Below are 15,367 nucleotides of genomic sequence, written 5' to 3' on the forward strand. Positions count from 1 at the left end.
ACGCGGCATGTCGACGCGTTCAACCGGCGCCGTGCGACTGGGCCAGCTGGCGCCGGTGGCAGCGGGCGAACAGCTGGGGCACGCCGCAGCACAGCGGCGAGCTGGCGCGATGCCACTCGCGACGGGTAGCGGATGACGGATCGGGCTAACGCGTCGTGTCGAAAAAGAGCGGGACTACGAGGTGGCGGCTATACTGCTTGCGGCGCGCATAGAGGCTGGCGGCTCGGGCCGATTCGAACGCGACCGTCACAGTCGCCGCGCCGGTGCAGGTGTCGTCCGGCAGGTGGACGACGGCGAAGAGCTGGGCTGACGCGCTCGCCTCCTCGCTCCGGCCGGAGGAATCCGCGACAGCTGGGCTTGGCTGGGAACCCGCGCCCACGGGCGCGAGGTCCGCGTTGCGGCAGGTGGCGAGGACCGTCGTCAACAAGGCTCGGGTCTGGTCGAGGCGGGTCGTCGCGGTCTCCAACCAGGCATCGGCCAGCGCGAACTCGTCAACGGGCAAATCCGCGAGGTGAGCGAGCCAGAGCCGAGCGTCCGTCAAAACTTCCGCGACCGCGCCCAGGTCCGCGGCGAGGGCGCCTCTGTCGCCGGCCCAGTCTTCACCGGCAGCCGTCCCGGGGCGGGCGGTCGCCGGATCGACGGCGCCCAGATCCTGCGGCGTCACACTGTCACCGCCACCGGCTCGACGCCGCTCGGTCGCCTGCTGGCCAGCAGGGTCGGCAGGCGCCGAAGGTCGATGATCTCCCAGACGACCCGCAGCCGAACGGACCCCGGAGTCACGACCGACACCAGATGCGGGAGGACCACTTCCCCGCTCTCCCACGCACATCGCGGCCGAGCCCCGCACGCCACGACCGACTCCTGACCCGCCACCGCCGAGCCGCGCCGATCGGCGAGCAACCGCGCGACCACAAGCGAGAGGATCGTTCGCCCCGGCGACACCAACCGAGGACACACCACCAGCGCCCGCGCGGGCCGCGTTGCCCCGAGCCGTCGCGCGACCGCCTCCGGCGGATACGGATGCGCCGGCACGAACAACAGCCCACCGTCCCCATCGGGCACCAGCGTCGTCGCGGTCTCGATCCCGGCGCAGTGAGACCCGCGGACACCAGATCGGGGATCCGGGTCGAGGCCGGCCACGAGCACACCGGCTACGGCCGGCAGCGAGAACGACGGCAGCTCGACGGTCACCAGGCCGTCAGCACCACCGTCCACATCGATCATCACCTGCATGCTCCTGGCCCCCCAATCCTCGGTCCGACTGGCGACGAGCTCGGCCTCGATCAGTCGCCTGCCAGCACCAGCCTCGACATGTTGCTGCAATTATGTGTGTTGCTGCAACATATGGCAAGGGGTCAGATCGGCTCCCGTCGGGTTTCGGTAGCGTCACGTGCCGGCACAGCCACTGATGCGGGAAGGAGACCGGACGATGCCTCGGCGACCCCCGTCCGCTCGCACCCGCGGACTCGGCGCAGAGCTGCGCGACCTCCGCGCACACACCGGCCTGACCAGCCGCGCCGCCGCCGACCGACTCGGCTGGCACCCATCCACCCTCAGCCGGCTCGAGAACGGCCTGCGCGCGATCAGCCCCGAGGACGTCGCCGCCCTGCTCGTCGTCTACCAGGTCACCGGCGACGACCGCGAGCGGCTACTCACCCTCGCCCGGGAGATCGACCGACCAGGCTGGTGGGAGACCGGCCCGGCCGGCATCCCCAACCAGCTCACCGCCCTCATCGGATTCGAGGCCCAGGCAACCCGCATCACGGACGTCGCGATGCTCCTTGTCCCCGGGCTGCTCCAGACACCTGGCTACGCCCGAGCAGTCATGATTGACGGGGGCGTCCCCGCGGGCGAGGTCGATGCTCGCGTCGCGACCCGCCTCGGCCGTCAGGCCATCCTCAACCGGGCCCAGTCCCCGGAGTTGCACGTCCTGCTCGACGACGCCGCGATCCGTCGTCCGGTTGGCGGACCGGCCGTCATGGCCGACCAGCTACGCCACCTCGCCGCCGCGAACCGACGGCACGGCGTCACCGTCCAAGTCCTTCCGTTCGGCTCCGGCGCCCACCCGGGCGTCCACGGGTCCTGGGTAACCCTTCAGTTCGAGAAGGCACCGGCCATCGTCCACCTCGAACATCTGCGCTCGAGCCTCTTCGTCGACGACCCCGCCGACGTCCAACCTTTCCTCGACGCCGCGGATACCCTGGCCACACAGGCACTCGACCCGGCAGCGTCATCCGAGTACCTCACCACCACGGCCGACGAGTACGAACGCAGGTGAACAGGCCGATGGATCTCACCCAGGCGACCTGGCGCAAGTCCTCCTACAGCGCCACCCAGACCAACTGCGTCGAAGTCGCGGTCCTCCCCGATGGCACACGAGTCGTCCGCGACAGCAAGGACCCCGATGGGCCCGTCTTGCAGTTCACCCGCGCAGAATGGGCGGCGTTTCTTTCCGGTGCCCGGGACTGCGAGTTCGACGACTAACTGCCCGCGATTCTCATAGTCGGGCGGCCCGCGCACGGTCCGCGGGCACCGGGGGCGGACGTAGCGCGAGGCCAGCGCCGGTGAGGATGCTGAGGTCCAAGGTCCAGACCGCCTGCGAGCGCATTTCCCACAGGGCGAAGGCGACGCCTACATGATCGACGGCCTCGGAATCGGTCATGCCCGTGACCTGGCGGAGATGGGCGAGCGCATCGAGATCCCCGCCGTGCGCGACAGCCCGGCCGAAGTGCGTCGCCGTATGGCACGACGAGCACAGGCACACCAGCCGGCGCAGGCGCTGCACATGGGTCAGCTCGTCGTAGGCCCATCGTTCGTGGACCTCCAACCAGCGGAGCGTCTCCTGGTCGCGCCCCCGCCCGCAGGCCTCGCAGCGCTGGTTCGCGCGGGCCAGCACCATCCGACGCAGCCGGGCCCAGTCACCGGGTTCCAGGCAGGACCGCGCGTTGGTGAACCAGCACGACGACGGCACCAGGTCGACGAACAGCCCTGATCCGAACGACCGGTCCTCCCCCGGCAGCAGCGCGGGCAGATCAGACCGGACCGCCCAGCGATCCAGGCCCGGCATGTCAGGTCGCGGCGCGTACCACCGCCCGGCCGCCGGGTCCCAGCGCGCCCCGGCAGCCTTCGCCAGGTCCTTCTCCGCGAAGGGGACCTCCAGCCAGCAGCGCCGGCCACCTGACCAGTCCATCACGCACCTCCATGGACAGTCGCCCGACTGCAGCGGCCGACGACACACAACAGGAACCACCTTCCATTGTTGATGGGTTGTTCTCTATGTCGAGTTTGTCGCGCCCCCGCGTGTCGCTTCGCTCCAGAGCGCGGGTCCGTACTTAGACAGCTGCGGGACGGGCGCCGCGTGGCCCACCCGGTTGTTCGTCTCGCGGACGGCGAGGTTCGGTCGGCCGAGATTTTGCTTGGCAGCAACTTCCGGTTGGGGGCTTCGGATTCGCACTGCGGAAGTAGAGGGCTTTCTACGTCCGGAGGTGCTGATGGTTCTCCAAGGTGGTTGGCGGCCGCGGGTGCGGGCCTGGTCGCGACGCGCCAGACGGCTGCTCTCGATGGCCGGGGCAGCGCTGCTGCTGGCGGTATGCGGATCTTCGTCGCCGGCGGGAGCCGCGACGAGCGCGCCCTCACCCGGCGCGACGGGTGAGGGCGTGCCGGGGATCGACGTCCGGCCCGGATGGCAGGGGATGCCGGGTCAGGACAAGATCCAGACGTTTCTGGATGTGGCGTCGCAGCTTGGGCTGGCCTGCTGCATCGGGTCGGTCGTGATCGGTGGGGCGGCGCTCGGCGTGGGCCGGGCGACCGGCGCCGGGCAGGCGTCGGGCCGCGGACTCGGGATGGTGCTGGGTGGTGGCGGTGGGGCTGTACTGATCTTGCTGGCGCCGTCGCTGATCGGCTGGATGAGCCGATGAACGCCCCCAACCCGCACGCCGCGCCGACGCCGGGCTGGACCTCCGCTCCGGCCGGCCCCGAACTGCCCGACTCGGCTGGCTCCGGCTGGATCCCCCGCCTACCAGCCGAGACCCCACCGGTCGTCAGTGGACCGGCCGTACTCGCGGGCTCGGGATGGATTCCCGAACTGCCTCTGCAGCCCGCTCTCGTCACCGATGCGCCGTCCGGATGGATGGGCAACGAACCGGCGTCGTCCAGGCCTGCGGTGCCCGGGCCAGTCAGCGGCTACAGATGGGGCGAGCGGTTCGTCGCCTGGGTGACCGTGGTGATGCTGCTGGTCGCGGCCGGGCTGTGCGCGGCGTTGGTTTGGCGACTACTGCATCCAGCGCCGAGCCCGGCCTGCCCCGTGCTCACGACCCCGGCCGCTTCGCTCGCGCCGCCGATGGTGGGGCGGCTGGCCTGATGGGTGCGCTCCTCGGGAACCTGTCCACGGCCACGGTCCGGCCGATCCTGGAGGCGATGATCGGCCTGTTCGTGACGGCGTTCGGCGACCGGCTGCACGACCTGTTGGCCGGGCTGTTCTCCTCGTCGACCAGGCCGCAGGTGACCGCGGCGAGTTTCGTGGCCGGTGACGGGCCGTACCACACGGTCGCGCTGTTCAGCACCGTGCTACTTATCGGGACGCTGGTGCTCGGCGTCATACAGGGTCTGCTGTCCGGGGAGCCGGGGCAGGCGTTCGCGCGACTGGTCCGGCAGGTGCCGGTCGCGGTGCTCGCGATCGGCGGGTTCCCGTGGCTGGTCGACCAGATGCTCAGCCTGGCCGACGTGCTCGCCGAGGCGGTCCTGCCCGCGGCGCAGGGCCGGCAACTGGCGGACGTGATGGCCGCGCCGCCGTCGACGGATGTGCCGGGGCTGCTCGTGACCGTGGTCGCGTTCTGCGGCGGGGTGCTGTTGACGATGGAACTCGTCGTGCGCGACGGGCTGGTCATGGTGGTCGTGGCGCTCGCGCCGCTGAGCTTCGCCGCGTCGGTGATGCCGGCCGCTCGGGCCGCGGCGGGTGAGGTCGTCAAGCTGACCGCGGCGGTTGTCCTCGCGAAACCAGCGATCTTCGTCGCGCTACGGATCGGGATCGACCAGCTCCACCAGAGCCAGAACGGCTCGGCCCTGGGGACGGTTGTGAGCGGCACGGGCACGGCCAACTGGGGGCCTTACCTGCTCGGCCTCACGGTGCTGGTCGTCGCGGCGTGCATGCCGTTCGTGGTGTGGCGACTGATGCCCCTCGCCGAGGCCTACGCCTTGGCACAGGGAGTGTCGCGCGCACCGTTCCGCGCTGCCCAGTCAGCCGCCCAACTGGCCTACTACAGCCGCTTCCTGTCCGGCGGAGGCGGCGGCCGCCCGGGCGCGCTGCCGGGAGGCGGCGCAGGCCGGCCCGACCGCCCCGGCGGCGAGCGAGCCGGCACCGGCGGCTTCGGCCCTCCACGCACCCTGCCGGACCCACCGCCCGCCGCCCGCGCCGGCAGACGGGGCGGCCGGCCGGGAGCACAGAACCCGCCGGGGCCAGAGGTACGGCCGCCGGTCCCGAACCCGCCGCCGACAGACGTTCAGAGGGACGATCGGCGCCAGCGACCCCGTGGCGAACCGGACGGCGCCGCGGCGCCGGGGACCGACCAGTGAGCGATGAGCCTGTCTACCGGCTGGCGCCGCGACGCAGCGGAACCGCGTTCTACGGGCTAACCGTCGCCCAGCTCGCCCTGGCGGCGACCGGCATCCTCCTCATGGTCGCCGCGACCACGATGCTCGGCGGCTCCGCCGGCCTCGTCGCCGGGGCGACGTGCCTGACCGCGGCTGTACTGATCGCGACCGTCCGCGTCGACGGCGAACCCCTCTATCAGGCGTTGCCTTTGCTCGTCCGCTATGCGCTCACGCATCCCCGCCGCGCGGCAGCGCGCCGATCCTCTGGGCGGATCGCAGGCCGTGGACACCGACCGCCGCCGGCAGCGGCAGCGGGCGGCCTGCCCTGCTGGCTGGGTGCCGGCTGGCTGCGCGACATCGAAATCGTCGACACCGCGACCAAAGCACTACGCACCTCGGATGGCGAGCCGCCTGCCGTGATCCGCCACCTCGACAGCGGCGCGTTGACCGTCGTCCTCGACGTCCGGGGCGGCCCCTTCACGCTGCTGGACACCCCAGACCAACACCGCGCTTTGGCCGCCTGGGCCCGCGTCCTAGCCCAGACAGCGCGCTCCCGGGGCATCCTCGCCTTCGGCTGGACCCTGCGCACCCGCCACTCCCCCACCGAAGATCCACGGAAGCCCGGACCAACGGCGACGCCGGCCGGCCAGAACAGGCAAGAGGCGTCGCGACTCGACCGAACACCGCTCGGCGGTACCCGCCGCGACGTCGCAGAGGCCACCCTGACCTCCTACTGGCGGCTCGTCGACGACACGGTGCTGCAACATCACGAGCTACGCCTCTGGCTCACCGTCGACGCCGGTCACCGCCGGGGCCACCGCCGGCGCGGCAAATCCGCCCGACCGGAGCTGGTCGCCGTCGACGCCGCCGCGGCACTCGCCGCCCGCGCGACCAGCGCCGGCCTCACCGTTCACGGCGTCCTCAGCGCCACCCAGCTCGCCGCCGACCTCACCCTCGCCACCGATCCCAGCCCATCCGCCGAGGACGGCGAAACGCCAGACCGGGCCGACGGTCACCCATCGCCGGGTTCAGCCGTTGACCGCTTCACAGTCGAATCGGCGTCCCTTCAGCAGCCGCCGACGCGGCCGGACACGGTAGTCCGAGAGCCGCTCGGCCTGGCCGCCCGCGCGGGCCTCGCCGGCGCTCGCGACAGCCACCATCCACCGACGCGGCGAGGGCCAAGCGGTCGACAATCCTTCACGCCGCCAGCCGCCGGGACCGGCGAAGGAGACGGTGACGGTGAAAGCCGCCCAACGCCGCCGGGCCGACGCGAGCCGACGCCCGCAGCCCATCAGCCCGACGCCGTCCCCGCCGGGTGGCGTCGCGGCGCCAGGCGCCCGACGGATAGCCGCGATCTCAAGGTCTGCTGGGACGCTGTCCGGACCGGTCGGACGTGGCACCGAGTCTTCTGGGTCGCCGCCTGGCCCGCCGGACCGCTACACCCCGGCTGGCTTGACCCCCTCCTGCACGAAGCCCCCTGCGCCCGGACCCTGACGGTCGCGTTCGCCCCCGTCTCTGGCCGGGCATCGCGCCGAAGGCTCAACCACGACACGGCCGCCGTCGACCTGGCTCTGCAGATCCGCGACCGGCACGCCGTCCGCATCCCCGACCAGCTCGCCCGCGCCCACGACGAGATCCGCCAACGCGACGCCGAACTGTCCGCCGGCCACCCCGAACTCGCCTACCTCGCGCTGATCGACCTGGCGGCTCCCGACCGGGACACCCTCGACGCCGCCTCCGCCGAACTGGCCGATCTCGCCGCCCGCACCGGCATCACCGACCTGCGCCCCCTGCACGGCCGCCACCACCACGCCCTCCCCGCGACCCTGCCGTTCGGCCGCGTCATCCGCCGCGTTCACCCTGGAGCCGCCTGATGCCACGACCACTCGCCCTTCGCCGACTCGGTCGCCGGGCAGCGCAAGGACCGGCGGTCCCGGTGACCCTGCCCTGGCAGATCGCCACAACCGCCCACCTCTGCGCGCTAAGCCCCCTGCCGATCGCCACCGGATCGGGCACCGCCGGACCGCTACTGGGCGCCGACCGCCTCGCCGGCGGCCCCTTCCATTTCGACCTCATCGACGCCTACGAAGCCGGCCTCATCCAAGGCCCCAACATGCTGATCTCCGGCGCCGGCGCCCACGGAAAAAGCGCCCTCGCTAAGGCCTACCTGCACCGCACCACCGCCCTGACCGCGCTGACCGGCCGTCCCCGCTGGACAGCGGTCATCGACCCAAAGGGCGAATGGACGGCCCTCGGTCAACGCCTCGGCTACGCCGTGCTGCGCCTCCAACCTGGCGGCACCGTCCGCGTCAACCCGCTGGATACCGCGCCAGGCCACCTATCACCGCCCAGGCAGCGCGCCACCACGATCAGCGCCTCGCCCGCACCTCCGTCCGGCGCGGGAAGCTCGAAAACCACCGGCGCCGACCACGACCCGCCCGCCGCCGGATCGACCAGCATGAGGGCCTCCGCCAGGACTCGCAGCTCGACGGCCAACCCAGCCGGCATCGGCGGGCAAGGCGACATCGACGGCGTCGCCGCGCGACGCGCTGCCGTCCTGGAAACCCTCCTCGCCGTCGCCCTCGACCACCCGGCACTCGACCCCAGCCAACAACGCCTGCTCGTCGAAACCGCCCGCCGCATCAGCACCCGGCCCGGCGCGACCCCGTCAGGACCGACCGCGCCAACCCTGCACGACGTCCGTCACCTTCTCGCCCAGCCCGACCACGCCCTGGCCGAAGACCTGGACACCACCCTCGACGAGCTCCTCGACCGCCGCCGCCCCCTGCTCGACGCCACCGTCACGCTGCTCGAACACGACCTGCGCGGCATCGCCGACGGACCAACCAGCCGAGGCCTCGCCTGGCACACCGCCCCGGGCCTGATCCTCGACCTGTCCGCCCTACTCACCCAGCCCAGAACACTGAAACTCGTCCTGACCGCCGCGACCGGCTGGCTCGCCGCCGTCATGTACGGCCAACGCGCGACCCACAAGGTCACCATCGTCGACGAGGCCTGGATCGCCCTCGACGACCCGGCCATCGCCCGCCACCTCGAAAACCAATGGCGCCTCGGCAGGCAGTTCGGCCAGGTCAACATCCTCATCACCCACGCCATCGCGGACCTTCGGACCCGGACCGGCAGCAGCGGCGCTTCAGCCACCGCCGAAGGACTCCTGAACACCACATCAGTACGCGTATTTCTCCACCAGAACCCCGAACACGTCGGCTCACTGTTCGCCAACATGGGCCTCACCCGCCGCCAAACGGACCTCCTCGACCAGCTGCCTCCGTTCACCGCCCTCTGGCAGATCGGCCCCCACACCGCACTCGTCGACCACACCATGACCCCGGACGAGTGGACCTTCGCCGACACCGATGCCGCTATGATCAACTCGCCGGTGCCACACGCATGACACCGCGAGGAGCCTCAGAGGCCGCGAGCCAGACCAAACGGCCATCCGCCGCGAACGGCCTCGCCGTCCGATTACAAGTCGGCCAGTGGGGTGTTTCTACGTGTTCGCCCGTTCCGAACCTTGCCTGTTTGTCCAGGTGGCGGCCGATTTTTGTGTCATCAAAGGTTCCGGAGTGCTGCATCGTGTCGCGACGTTCGTACACACAATGAGCACACATCGGCGGTGCGGGCGACGACCATCGAGCCCCGACACTGTCGCCGATATATCGTTGTTATAGTTGCTGTATGTAGCCACCCTGGGCTTACCGGGACGCCGACGCCGTCTATCACGCTAAAAGGCCTTACGACTCCGCTGACGTCCCGCTCGGCTGGCGAGCGGTCCACGGTGGGGCCAAGCTTACTTCGAGTGGCACCGTTACGATCTTCTGGTGCGGCGCATCGGGCGATTTCGGCGGCAACGCGTCGATCTGCATAGCCTGCCTTCATTCGTGGGTGACGCGCATCCCCAGGTACTCGCGTCCGGCGGCAGCTTGAGCGCTCACGTCGATGTTGCCCTTGCTCCCTACCTCGAACTCGCCTGGGTGCACGGTATCGCCACCCTGAACTCCTGCCAGGGAACCGAGCGGGAGCCCTCCCAGCGACCGGCGCGACGCTGGCCGACCACCCGGGGAGCGTGCCCCCGGCCAGTGGCAGCTTGAGAACAGGAACGCTGGCAGGGCGGCGCGCACCGGCCCCGCTCCCCGCGAGAGGTCAACCGCACTCGGCCGCCAGGCGGCCGCCAGCGGCCGTGACCGGGTCAGTGGCGAGGTAGGTCAGGTCCTGGCGCGCGAGCGCCGTTCGCGACGCGGCGAAGACCGTGCCCATGTCTCCGCGTATCGCGACCGGCGCGTTCGCGAGCTGTGCGTCAAACTGCGGCGCAAACTCGGCCAACAGCCGCAGGCCCGCCGCCGCGGAAGGCACTGCCCGCGCGGCGATGTTGACCCTGTTGACGAAGGCGCAGGCCGCGGTCGGACGGACCGCTGCAGCGACGGCGGGATCGATCGACGGGGCACCACCCTCGGTCACACCGCCTGCGCCCGCCGGGGCGCGATGCCCCGAACAGGCCGCGACCAGCGCGGTCACGAGCAGCAGGGCCGCGGTGAACCGTCCCACCGGCCTCCCGGAAGCCCGGCCGATCATGAGGTGCACCGCACGGCCCTCCAGTCGAGCACACCGAAGACCTTGACCAGCTCCAGGCACTCGCCCTTGTTCACGATGTCCGCGCGCACCTGTGCCTCGTGTTTGGTCTCGATGTAAACGCCGAGCTGGTGCACTTTGGCGAGGTCCCCAGAACAGTACAGATTGATCTCGGTGCTGAGCAGCTTGTAGGTTGCCACCCCGATCGCTACGGCAACAGGCCCCGACTCCGCTGTCGCGCCAGCGGCGAACACGCCGACGGTCGTCCCTATCTCGTCCGCGATCGGTCCGCAAAGCTGATCCTTGAAAGTGGCGAAATACTGCGCCGCGTTGGCGTCGGACGCGATGCCGAGGTAGTCGCAGGCCTTGTCGGCCCGTTTGAGCTTGAGGTTCTTCTTGCCCACGACGCCGACGACGACTCCGATCGTGACACACGCGAGTTCCCAGGCGCTGATCGACGCGTCGCTGAGCCCCCAGCCTTCGCAGGCCTGCAGCGCACTCGCGGTGCGATCATAGTTGGTCTCGCTGCCCCCGAAGATCGAGTGTGTCGTGATTGTGCCGGGCTGGAACTCGGCAAGACACGGGTCGGTGTTGTGCGCGGTCTGCGTCGAGCTCGAGCCGCCACCGGTGGCCGGCGGGGCGCCGCCGCCCGTCACGGCTCTGTCGGCGGAGCTACAGGTAGTTACGCCGGGTGTCGCGCCGTTGACCTGCGTGTCGAGATAGACGTTGGGAATCCAGCCCCCGCCCGCGAGAGCGTCCCACCGGCTACTGGTGTAGCCAGCCGAGTCGGTGAGTGCCTGCCCGGTCGTTTCGCAGGTGATAGCGACAAGAAGTCCGGTGGGCAGGACAGCACCGGTCGAGGCCGAGTTGAGTGACTGGGCGGTACGCGGGCTATAGCCGCTGGCCCCGGTCCAGGCGACGGGATAGGTACCCGTACCGAACTGGGCACTGGGACACGCGGGAACGGTGGCACCGTTCGAACCGGTGTACAGCTCGGCGTCAGGGATGTAACCGCCGGTGTCGAGCGCATCCCAGAGATCTTCGGTCCCGTAAGGCCCCGAGACGGACTGTCCCGCCACATAGCAGTGGATACCGACCGTCTGCCCGGACGACAGCGAACCCGTCTGACCATTGGCATCACCAGGACCCGACCGCACCGCGAGAGCCGTCAAAGTCCGGCCGGTGCCTGCTGCCGGCCGGCCGCTCGTTGCGCCGCCCCCCGCGGAACTCCCGGCAGGGGGCGTGCCGGAGCCGCTGACGGGCGCCGCGCCCGGGGTCGACGCACCGGCGCCTCCGCCGGCCGAGCCCGACGCCGCGGAGCCGGCGGCCGACGTGTTCCCGCTGTCGCTGGAGCTACCGGCGCCGGAGCCGTCGTCCGACGGCGCCTGCGTCGGCGCGGCGCACTCACCCACGCCGGGTGTCGCGCCGTTGACCTGCGTGTCGAGATAGACGTTGGGAATCCAGCCCCCGCCCGCGAGAGCGTCCCACCGGCTACTGGTGTAGCCAGCCGAGTCGGTGAGTGCCTGCCCGGTCGTTTCGCAGGTGATAGCGACAAGAAGTCCGGTGGGCAGGACAGCACCGGTCGAGGCCGAGTTGAGTGACTGGGCGGTACGCGGGCTATAGCCGCTGGCCCCGGTCCAGGCGACGGGATAGGTACCCGTACCGAACTGGGCACTGGGACACGCGGGAACGGTGGCACCGTTCGAACCGGTGTACAGCTCGGCGTCAGGGATGTAACCGCCGGTGTCGAGCGCATCCCAGAGATCTTCGGTCCCGTAAGGCCCCGAGACGGACTGTCCCGCCACATAGCAGTGGATACCGACCGTCTGCCCGGACGACAGCGAACCCGTCTGACCATTGGCATCACCAGGACCCGACCGCACCGCGAGAGCCGTCAAAGTCCGGCCGCTCGACCCAGCGGACGCGGGGCTGGCGAGCACGACCTGGACGCCGCCGACGACGACGACCGCGCAGGAGGCAACGGCTAATCCACGTATCCTGTTTCGCACTTTTCCCCCGTTTGTTGCCCCAGCCAGCTGCCTGGCCGACACGCCGGTACGAAACCGACCAACTCTGGCCCGCACTCTAACCGCCGCGGGCGGGACACCTTCGCGGGTGCTGTGGGTCAGCGCGGCGGTGTGCCGTCTTCGAGGTAGGCGGTCTTGCCGGTCGTGCGGGCCGCGAGGCAGGCGGCGATCCGCCGGGCGAGTAGCGGCACCATCAATCCGGGTAGTTGGTCGATCGCCGCGAACGTCCAGGCGGCGAGTTCGTCGGCGGGGTGTTGGAGCGCCGCGGAGTGAGGGGATTCCTCTTGTTCGACTACTCCGCCTGGGAGGTCCCAGCCTGGCCGGTAGGTCGGCTGCACGATCAGGATCCGGCTGTCGTCGTCCACGAGGATGACCGCGGCACGCCGGGAGCTGTTCGAGGAACTGGACCTCGACCGGCCCATCGGTGGCCTTCTCGCGGTCGACTGGGTGCCAGCGACACCCGAACGCACCGAGGGCCTGATCCCGTGTTCGACGGAGGGCGACTGACCCCGATCGACACCGCGCGGACTGGGTCACCCAGCACTTCGCCGGTACCGGGGTGCAGACCCGGCCGATCCGGGCGGGTGGACAGCTGATGCACTCGAAATACGTCATCCGCGACGCCACCACCACCCCGGCGGAGACAGGCTTGGCGTCGGCGGCGGTGTGGACCGGGTCGACGAACTTCACCGACGACGCCTGGACCCGGCAGGAAAACAACATCATCACGATCGCCAGTGCCCCGCTCGCCGACGGCTACCGCACCGACTTCGACCAGATGTGGACCACCGGCACCATCAGCCACACCGGCCGCGGTCGCCAACGACAGGTCCAGCGCGGTCTCGGCGGTCACCAACGCGGCGTCCGTACCCCTGCGTCCCCCCGCCACCCGACCCGACGTGTCGGGATCATGGTCTGGCATTCTCGCCACCGTCAACCACAGGCGACTAGGACAGGGCAAAAGACGCGCCCGCGCGGGTGAAGGCGCCGCGCGGACCAGTACAGGCCCGAGTAGTGCGGCTGCCCCCGACGCCACCGCAACGTCCGCCACGGCTGCACGCTCAAGCGGCGGCCCCATGGGCGACGCCGGTATGTAGGTTCCAGCGACGAGCCTCGATCGCGGGTCTCCTGACCACTGTTCAGCCACGGTGAACAGGAGACATCCTGCGAGCATCCCACCATCCACCTGGTCGCAACAGCAATACGCGCCAACCGGTCCCCAAGGGGTCACACGATGTCGACCCGTGTTGCCGACGAAGGGGGTGTTTCGCCTTCGAGGCTTCGCCCGGAAGGCAGACGAGCGACAGCGTCTGCGGGTTGCCTGGAGAGGTGGACCTGCGTAGAGCGCGCGATTTGGTCGCCCCTGACCGCCCCCGGGACCTCTCGCCGCGCAGCGGCGAGAGCCGGAGTCGAAGGCAAACAGGCTCGGCGTCACTGGCGGCGTCCGGACGTCAGGCCGCGATCACGACCGTCGAACGGCGACAGGAACGGCGGGTCGGTTGTCGGTCGGGGTGGTTGCAGGACCAGTCGTTTTGGCAGATCAAGTGGCGACTCCTGGCCGCGCCGCGCGATGGCTGCGCGTCGCGCCGGCACGCCATGCTCGCCGGCGCGTGTCGTCGAGCAATGATCTACCGGCCTGAGAGGCCACCACCACGCGGCGAAGCCGGATAGATTAGAGTCGACACTTACCTTGCATCTCCTCGGAGTAGCGTTGAGTACACTTCCAGACTTCCGCGACACCCTTGAGTCGATGGACGCAAGGCAGTGGTTTAGCGATGAGATGCTGGCTCGACTTCCTCAGCCACTGGATCAGCATCTACCGTTTCCGGGAGAATCGCGGCTAGCTTCTCGTGGGTCGCGGCGTCAGGCAGCCCACAACGACGCCACTATCGAGACCTATCTAAAAACCATAACGGCTGACCTCCGTGACAGGCGACAGCAATGCTATTCGCGAGCCCAGCGTTCTTTCAATCTATGCATTTTCCTAGCGCTACTTAGTGCGGCCACAATATACACTATCGCCATCGTCTCAACGTTCGAACCCGCAAGCGTCGGTGCGATTGTTCCAGAACTAGGAACTCTAGTATCGTCCTCATCAAGCGCTTTGGCCTATAGGATATATAGATTGGAAAACCGTCACGCGAAAGAGATTGATCAAGATCTTATGAAGCTTGAAGTATTTCGCCTCAACTATCTATCCGGGTCTTCGCCAGCACTTACCCGCTATGAGGTTATCCCCCTAGATTCGCGGGCACCGCACGTGCCAACGGACGACCAGTCAAACGACTCTCGGACGTCGTCGCCATCATGACCGAAGCGGATCATGCTACCTCACGCGAATGGGCACACTTCGACCCCGCGATTTTCTGTTGCCACTTTTCGCGGGAGTTAGTTCAAGAGATGTCGTCCACGTCACTGGACGCAAGCCTGGTGCAAGTTCCACCGGAAATTCTCGTACACGAAGCAGCGCATGTTCTTCAGGCTGCAGCTACAGGATCCGGACTTAGACTATGGGCCGTCAGTCAGAATGTAATAAACCTCAGTCTCATGGCGGTGGAAGCTGTCACGAAGGACACCGGCGGCGTTCTACCCGAGGCAGTCATGAGGGTAATCGACGAAACCTTTAGGTCGACATCTTCCGATGCTGACCCTCTAACGATCGCCCTGCGCTCGGTGATCACCTTTCGTAGCCTCTTCTTTGGCGGCCAGTCGATCGAACTCTCATCACTCGAAGACCATCCAGAACTAGAGCCTTACCCCGCACCCGGGTTCGTAATGACCCGTCGGCCTTGGCCAAAAGGAGCGGGCGTCCGCGATTCACAGCTCCATGCGGTGTTACCGTCTCGTCTCCGCAATGGGATCGCACGAAGAGTCTCCCTCGGAGCAATACACCTATACGAGGGACAGAGCGCCGCCCTGGAAGAACTCTGGCTGGCACTAGATATGACCTCAAGAGGTCATTCTTTCCAAGAAATAGGGGATCAAATTATCTGGCGCCACAAAGGGCGCCCAAATGACCCTTATCATATAGCCCGCGAGCTTTTCATATCAGTCGCACGACCAGAAAGCAAGAACTACGGAGACCCACTCGAGTTTATACTAGTTATTGATCTCGCCTTAATGCTGGACCGTTCCGGCTTTATCGGAGAGCGCTTTAACTC

General features: G+C 68.9%; 17 protein-coding genes. 11 read left to right on the top strand and 6 right to left on the bottom strand.

The genetic code is table 11. The features are described 5' to 3' along the window. Positions 1 to 145 precede the first annotated feature (145 nt). Entirely contained in the window at positions 146 to 664 is a 519-nt protein-coding gene (locus tag I6A60_RS24800) for a hypothetical protein (RefSeq protein ID WP_203013484.1), read from the bottom strand. Beyond that, on the bottom strand, positions 661 to 1,224 hold the full coding sequence (locus tag I6A60_RS24805; RefSeq protein ID WP_238436169.1) for a hypothetical protein: 564 nt from the start codon (positions 1,222 to 1,224) through the stop codon (positions 661 to 663). Before I6A60_RS24805 ends, I6A60_RS24800 begins: the two co-directional genes overlap by 4 nt. Positions 1,225 to 1,429: 205 nt before the next feature. Between I6A60_RS24805 and I6A60_RS24810 the strand changes: the two genes are divergently transcribed. Next, entirely contained in the window at positions 1,430 to 2,278 is an 849-nt protein-coding gene (locus tag I6A60_RS24810; protein ID WP_203013479.1) for a helix-turn-helix transcriptional regulator, read from the top strand. Between the two features lie 8 nt (positions 2,279 to 2,286). After that, positions 2,287 to 2,484, top strand: a complete 198-nt coding sequence (locus I6A60_RS24815; protein WP_203013477.1) for a DUF397 domain-containing protein — start codon at positions 2,287 to 2,289, stop codon at positions 2,482 to 2,484. Between the two features lie 13 nt (positions 2,485 to 2,497). On the opposite strand, the gene I6A60_RS24820 is transcribed toward I6A60_RS24815, so the two are convergent. Continuing rightward, positions 2,498 to 3,190, bottom strand: coding sequence for a DUF5710 domain-containing protein (locus I6A60_RS24820; RefSeq protein ID WP_203013474.1), 693 nt, complete (start codon positions 3,188 to 3,190; stop codon positions 2,498 to 2,500). A 466-nt stretch (positions 3,191 to 3,656) separates the two neighbouring features. Here I6A60_RS24820 and I6A60_RS24825 point away from each other — a divergent pair, with 466 nt between their 5' ends. The 5 genes from I6A60_RS24825 to I6A60_RS24845 all read left to right on the top strand — a co-directional run bounded on the left by I6A60_RS24825 (position 3,657) and on the right by I6A60_RS24845 (position 9,004). Beyond that, the gene (locus I6A60_RS24825; RefSeq protein ID WP_203042227.1) at positions 3,657 to 3,917 is read left to right on the top strand and encodes a hypothetical protein; all 261 of its coding nucleotides are present in this window, start codon (positions 3,657 to 3,659) and stop codon (positions 3,915 to 3,917) included. Then, a complete protein-coding gene (locus I6A60_RS24830; protein WP_203013468.1) occupies positions 3,914 to 4,360 on the top strand; it encodes a hypothetical protein in 447 nt (148 codons plus the stop codon). Before I6A60_RS24825 ends, I6A60_RS24830 begins: the two co-directional genes overlap by 4 nt. Further along, positions 4,360 to 5,571 (top strand): hypothetical protein, encoded by a 1,212-nt coding sequence (locus I6A60_RS24835; RefSeq protein WP_203013465.1) that lies wholly within the window; start codon positions 4,360 to 4,362, stop codon positions 5,569 to 5,571. The genes I6A60_RS24830 and I6A60_RS24835 overlap by 1 nt, the downstream gene beginning before the upstream one ends. Further along, entirely contained in the window at positions 5,568 to 7,463 is a 1,896-nt protein-coding gene (locus I6A60_RS24840) for a PrgI family protein (protein ID WP_203013463.1), read from the top strand. Before I6A60_RS24835 ends, I6A60_RS24840 begins: the two co-directional genes overlap by 4 nt. 62 nt (positions 7,464 to 7,525) lie before the next feature. After that, the gene (locus tag I6A60_RS24845; protein WP_203013460.1) at positions 7,526 to 9,004 is read left to right on the top strand and encodes an ATP-binding protein; all 1,479 of its coding nucleotides are present in this window, start codon (positions 7,526 to 7,528) and stop codon (positions 9,002 to 9,004) included. Between the two features lie 749 nt (positions 9,005 to 9,753). Here I6A60_RS24845 and I6A60_RS24850 read toward each other — a convergent pair. Continuing rightward, positions 9,754 to 10,125, bottom strand: a complete 372-nt coding sequence (locus I6A60_RS24850; RefSeq protein ID WP_203013458.1) for a hypothetical protein — start codon at positions 10,123 to 10,125, stop codon at positions 9,754 to 9,756. Positions 10,126 to 10,178: 53 nt separating this feature from the next. Then, a complete protein-coding gene (locus I6A60_RS24855; RefSeq protein WP_203013455.1) occupies positions 10,179 to 11,258 on the bottom strand; it encodes a hypothetical protein in 1,080 nt (359 codons plus the stop codon). A 163-nt stretch (positions 11,259 to 11,421) separates the two neighbouring features. Here I6A60_RS24855 and I6A60_RS24860 point away from each other — a divergent pair, with 163 nt between their 5' ends. After that, positions 11,422 to 11,628 (top strand): hypothetical protein, encoded by a 207-nt coding sequence (locus I6A60_RS24860; RefSeq protein WP_203055703.1) that lies wholly within the window; start codon positions 11,422 to 11,424, stop codon positions 11,626 to 11,628. Between the two features lie 676 nt (positions 11,629 to 12,304). On the opposite strand, the gene I6A60_RS24865 is transcribed toward I6A60_RS24860, so the two are convergent. Next, positions 12,305 to 12,571, bottom strand: coding sequence for an NUDIX hydrolase (locus I6A60_RS24865; RefSeq protein ID WP_307873852.1), 267 nt, complete (start codon positions 12,569 to 12,571; stop codon positions 12,305 to 12,307). 4 nt (positions 12,572 to 12,575) lie between these two features. Between I6A60_RS24865 and I6A60_RS24870 the strand changes: the two genes are divergently transcribed. The 3 genes from I6A60_RS24870 to I6A60_RS41980 all read left to right on the top strand — a co-directional run. Next, positions 12,576 to 12,713 carry a hypothetical protein gene (locus I6A60_RS24870; RefSeq protein WP_238436175.1) on the top strand — a complete coding sequence of 46 codons (138 nt, stop codon included), beginning with the start codon at positions 12,576 to 12,578 and terminating at the stop codon, positions 12,711 to 12,713. A gap of 52 nt (positions 12,714 to 12,765) precedes the next feature. After that, positions 12,766 to 13,188, top strand: coding sequence for a phospholipase D-like domain-containing protein (locus I6A60_RS24875; RefSeq protein ID WP_203013873.1), 423 nt, complete (start codon positions 12,766 to 12,768; stop codon positions 13,186 to 13,188). A gap of 1,325 nt (positions 13,189 to 14,513) precedes the next feature. Further along, on the top strand, positions 14,514 to 15,367 hold an 854-nt coding region (locus I6A60_RS41980; protein ID WP_238436171.1), incomplete at its 3' end, for a hypothetical protein.

This window comes from Frankia sp. AgB1.9 (genome assembly GCF_016786355.1).
Taxonomy (GTDB): Bacteria; Actinomycetota; Actinomycetes; order Frankiales; family Frankiaceae; genus Pseudofrankia.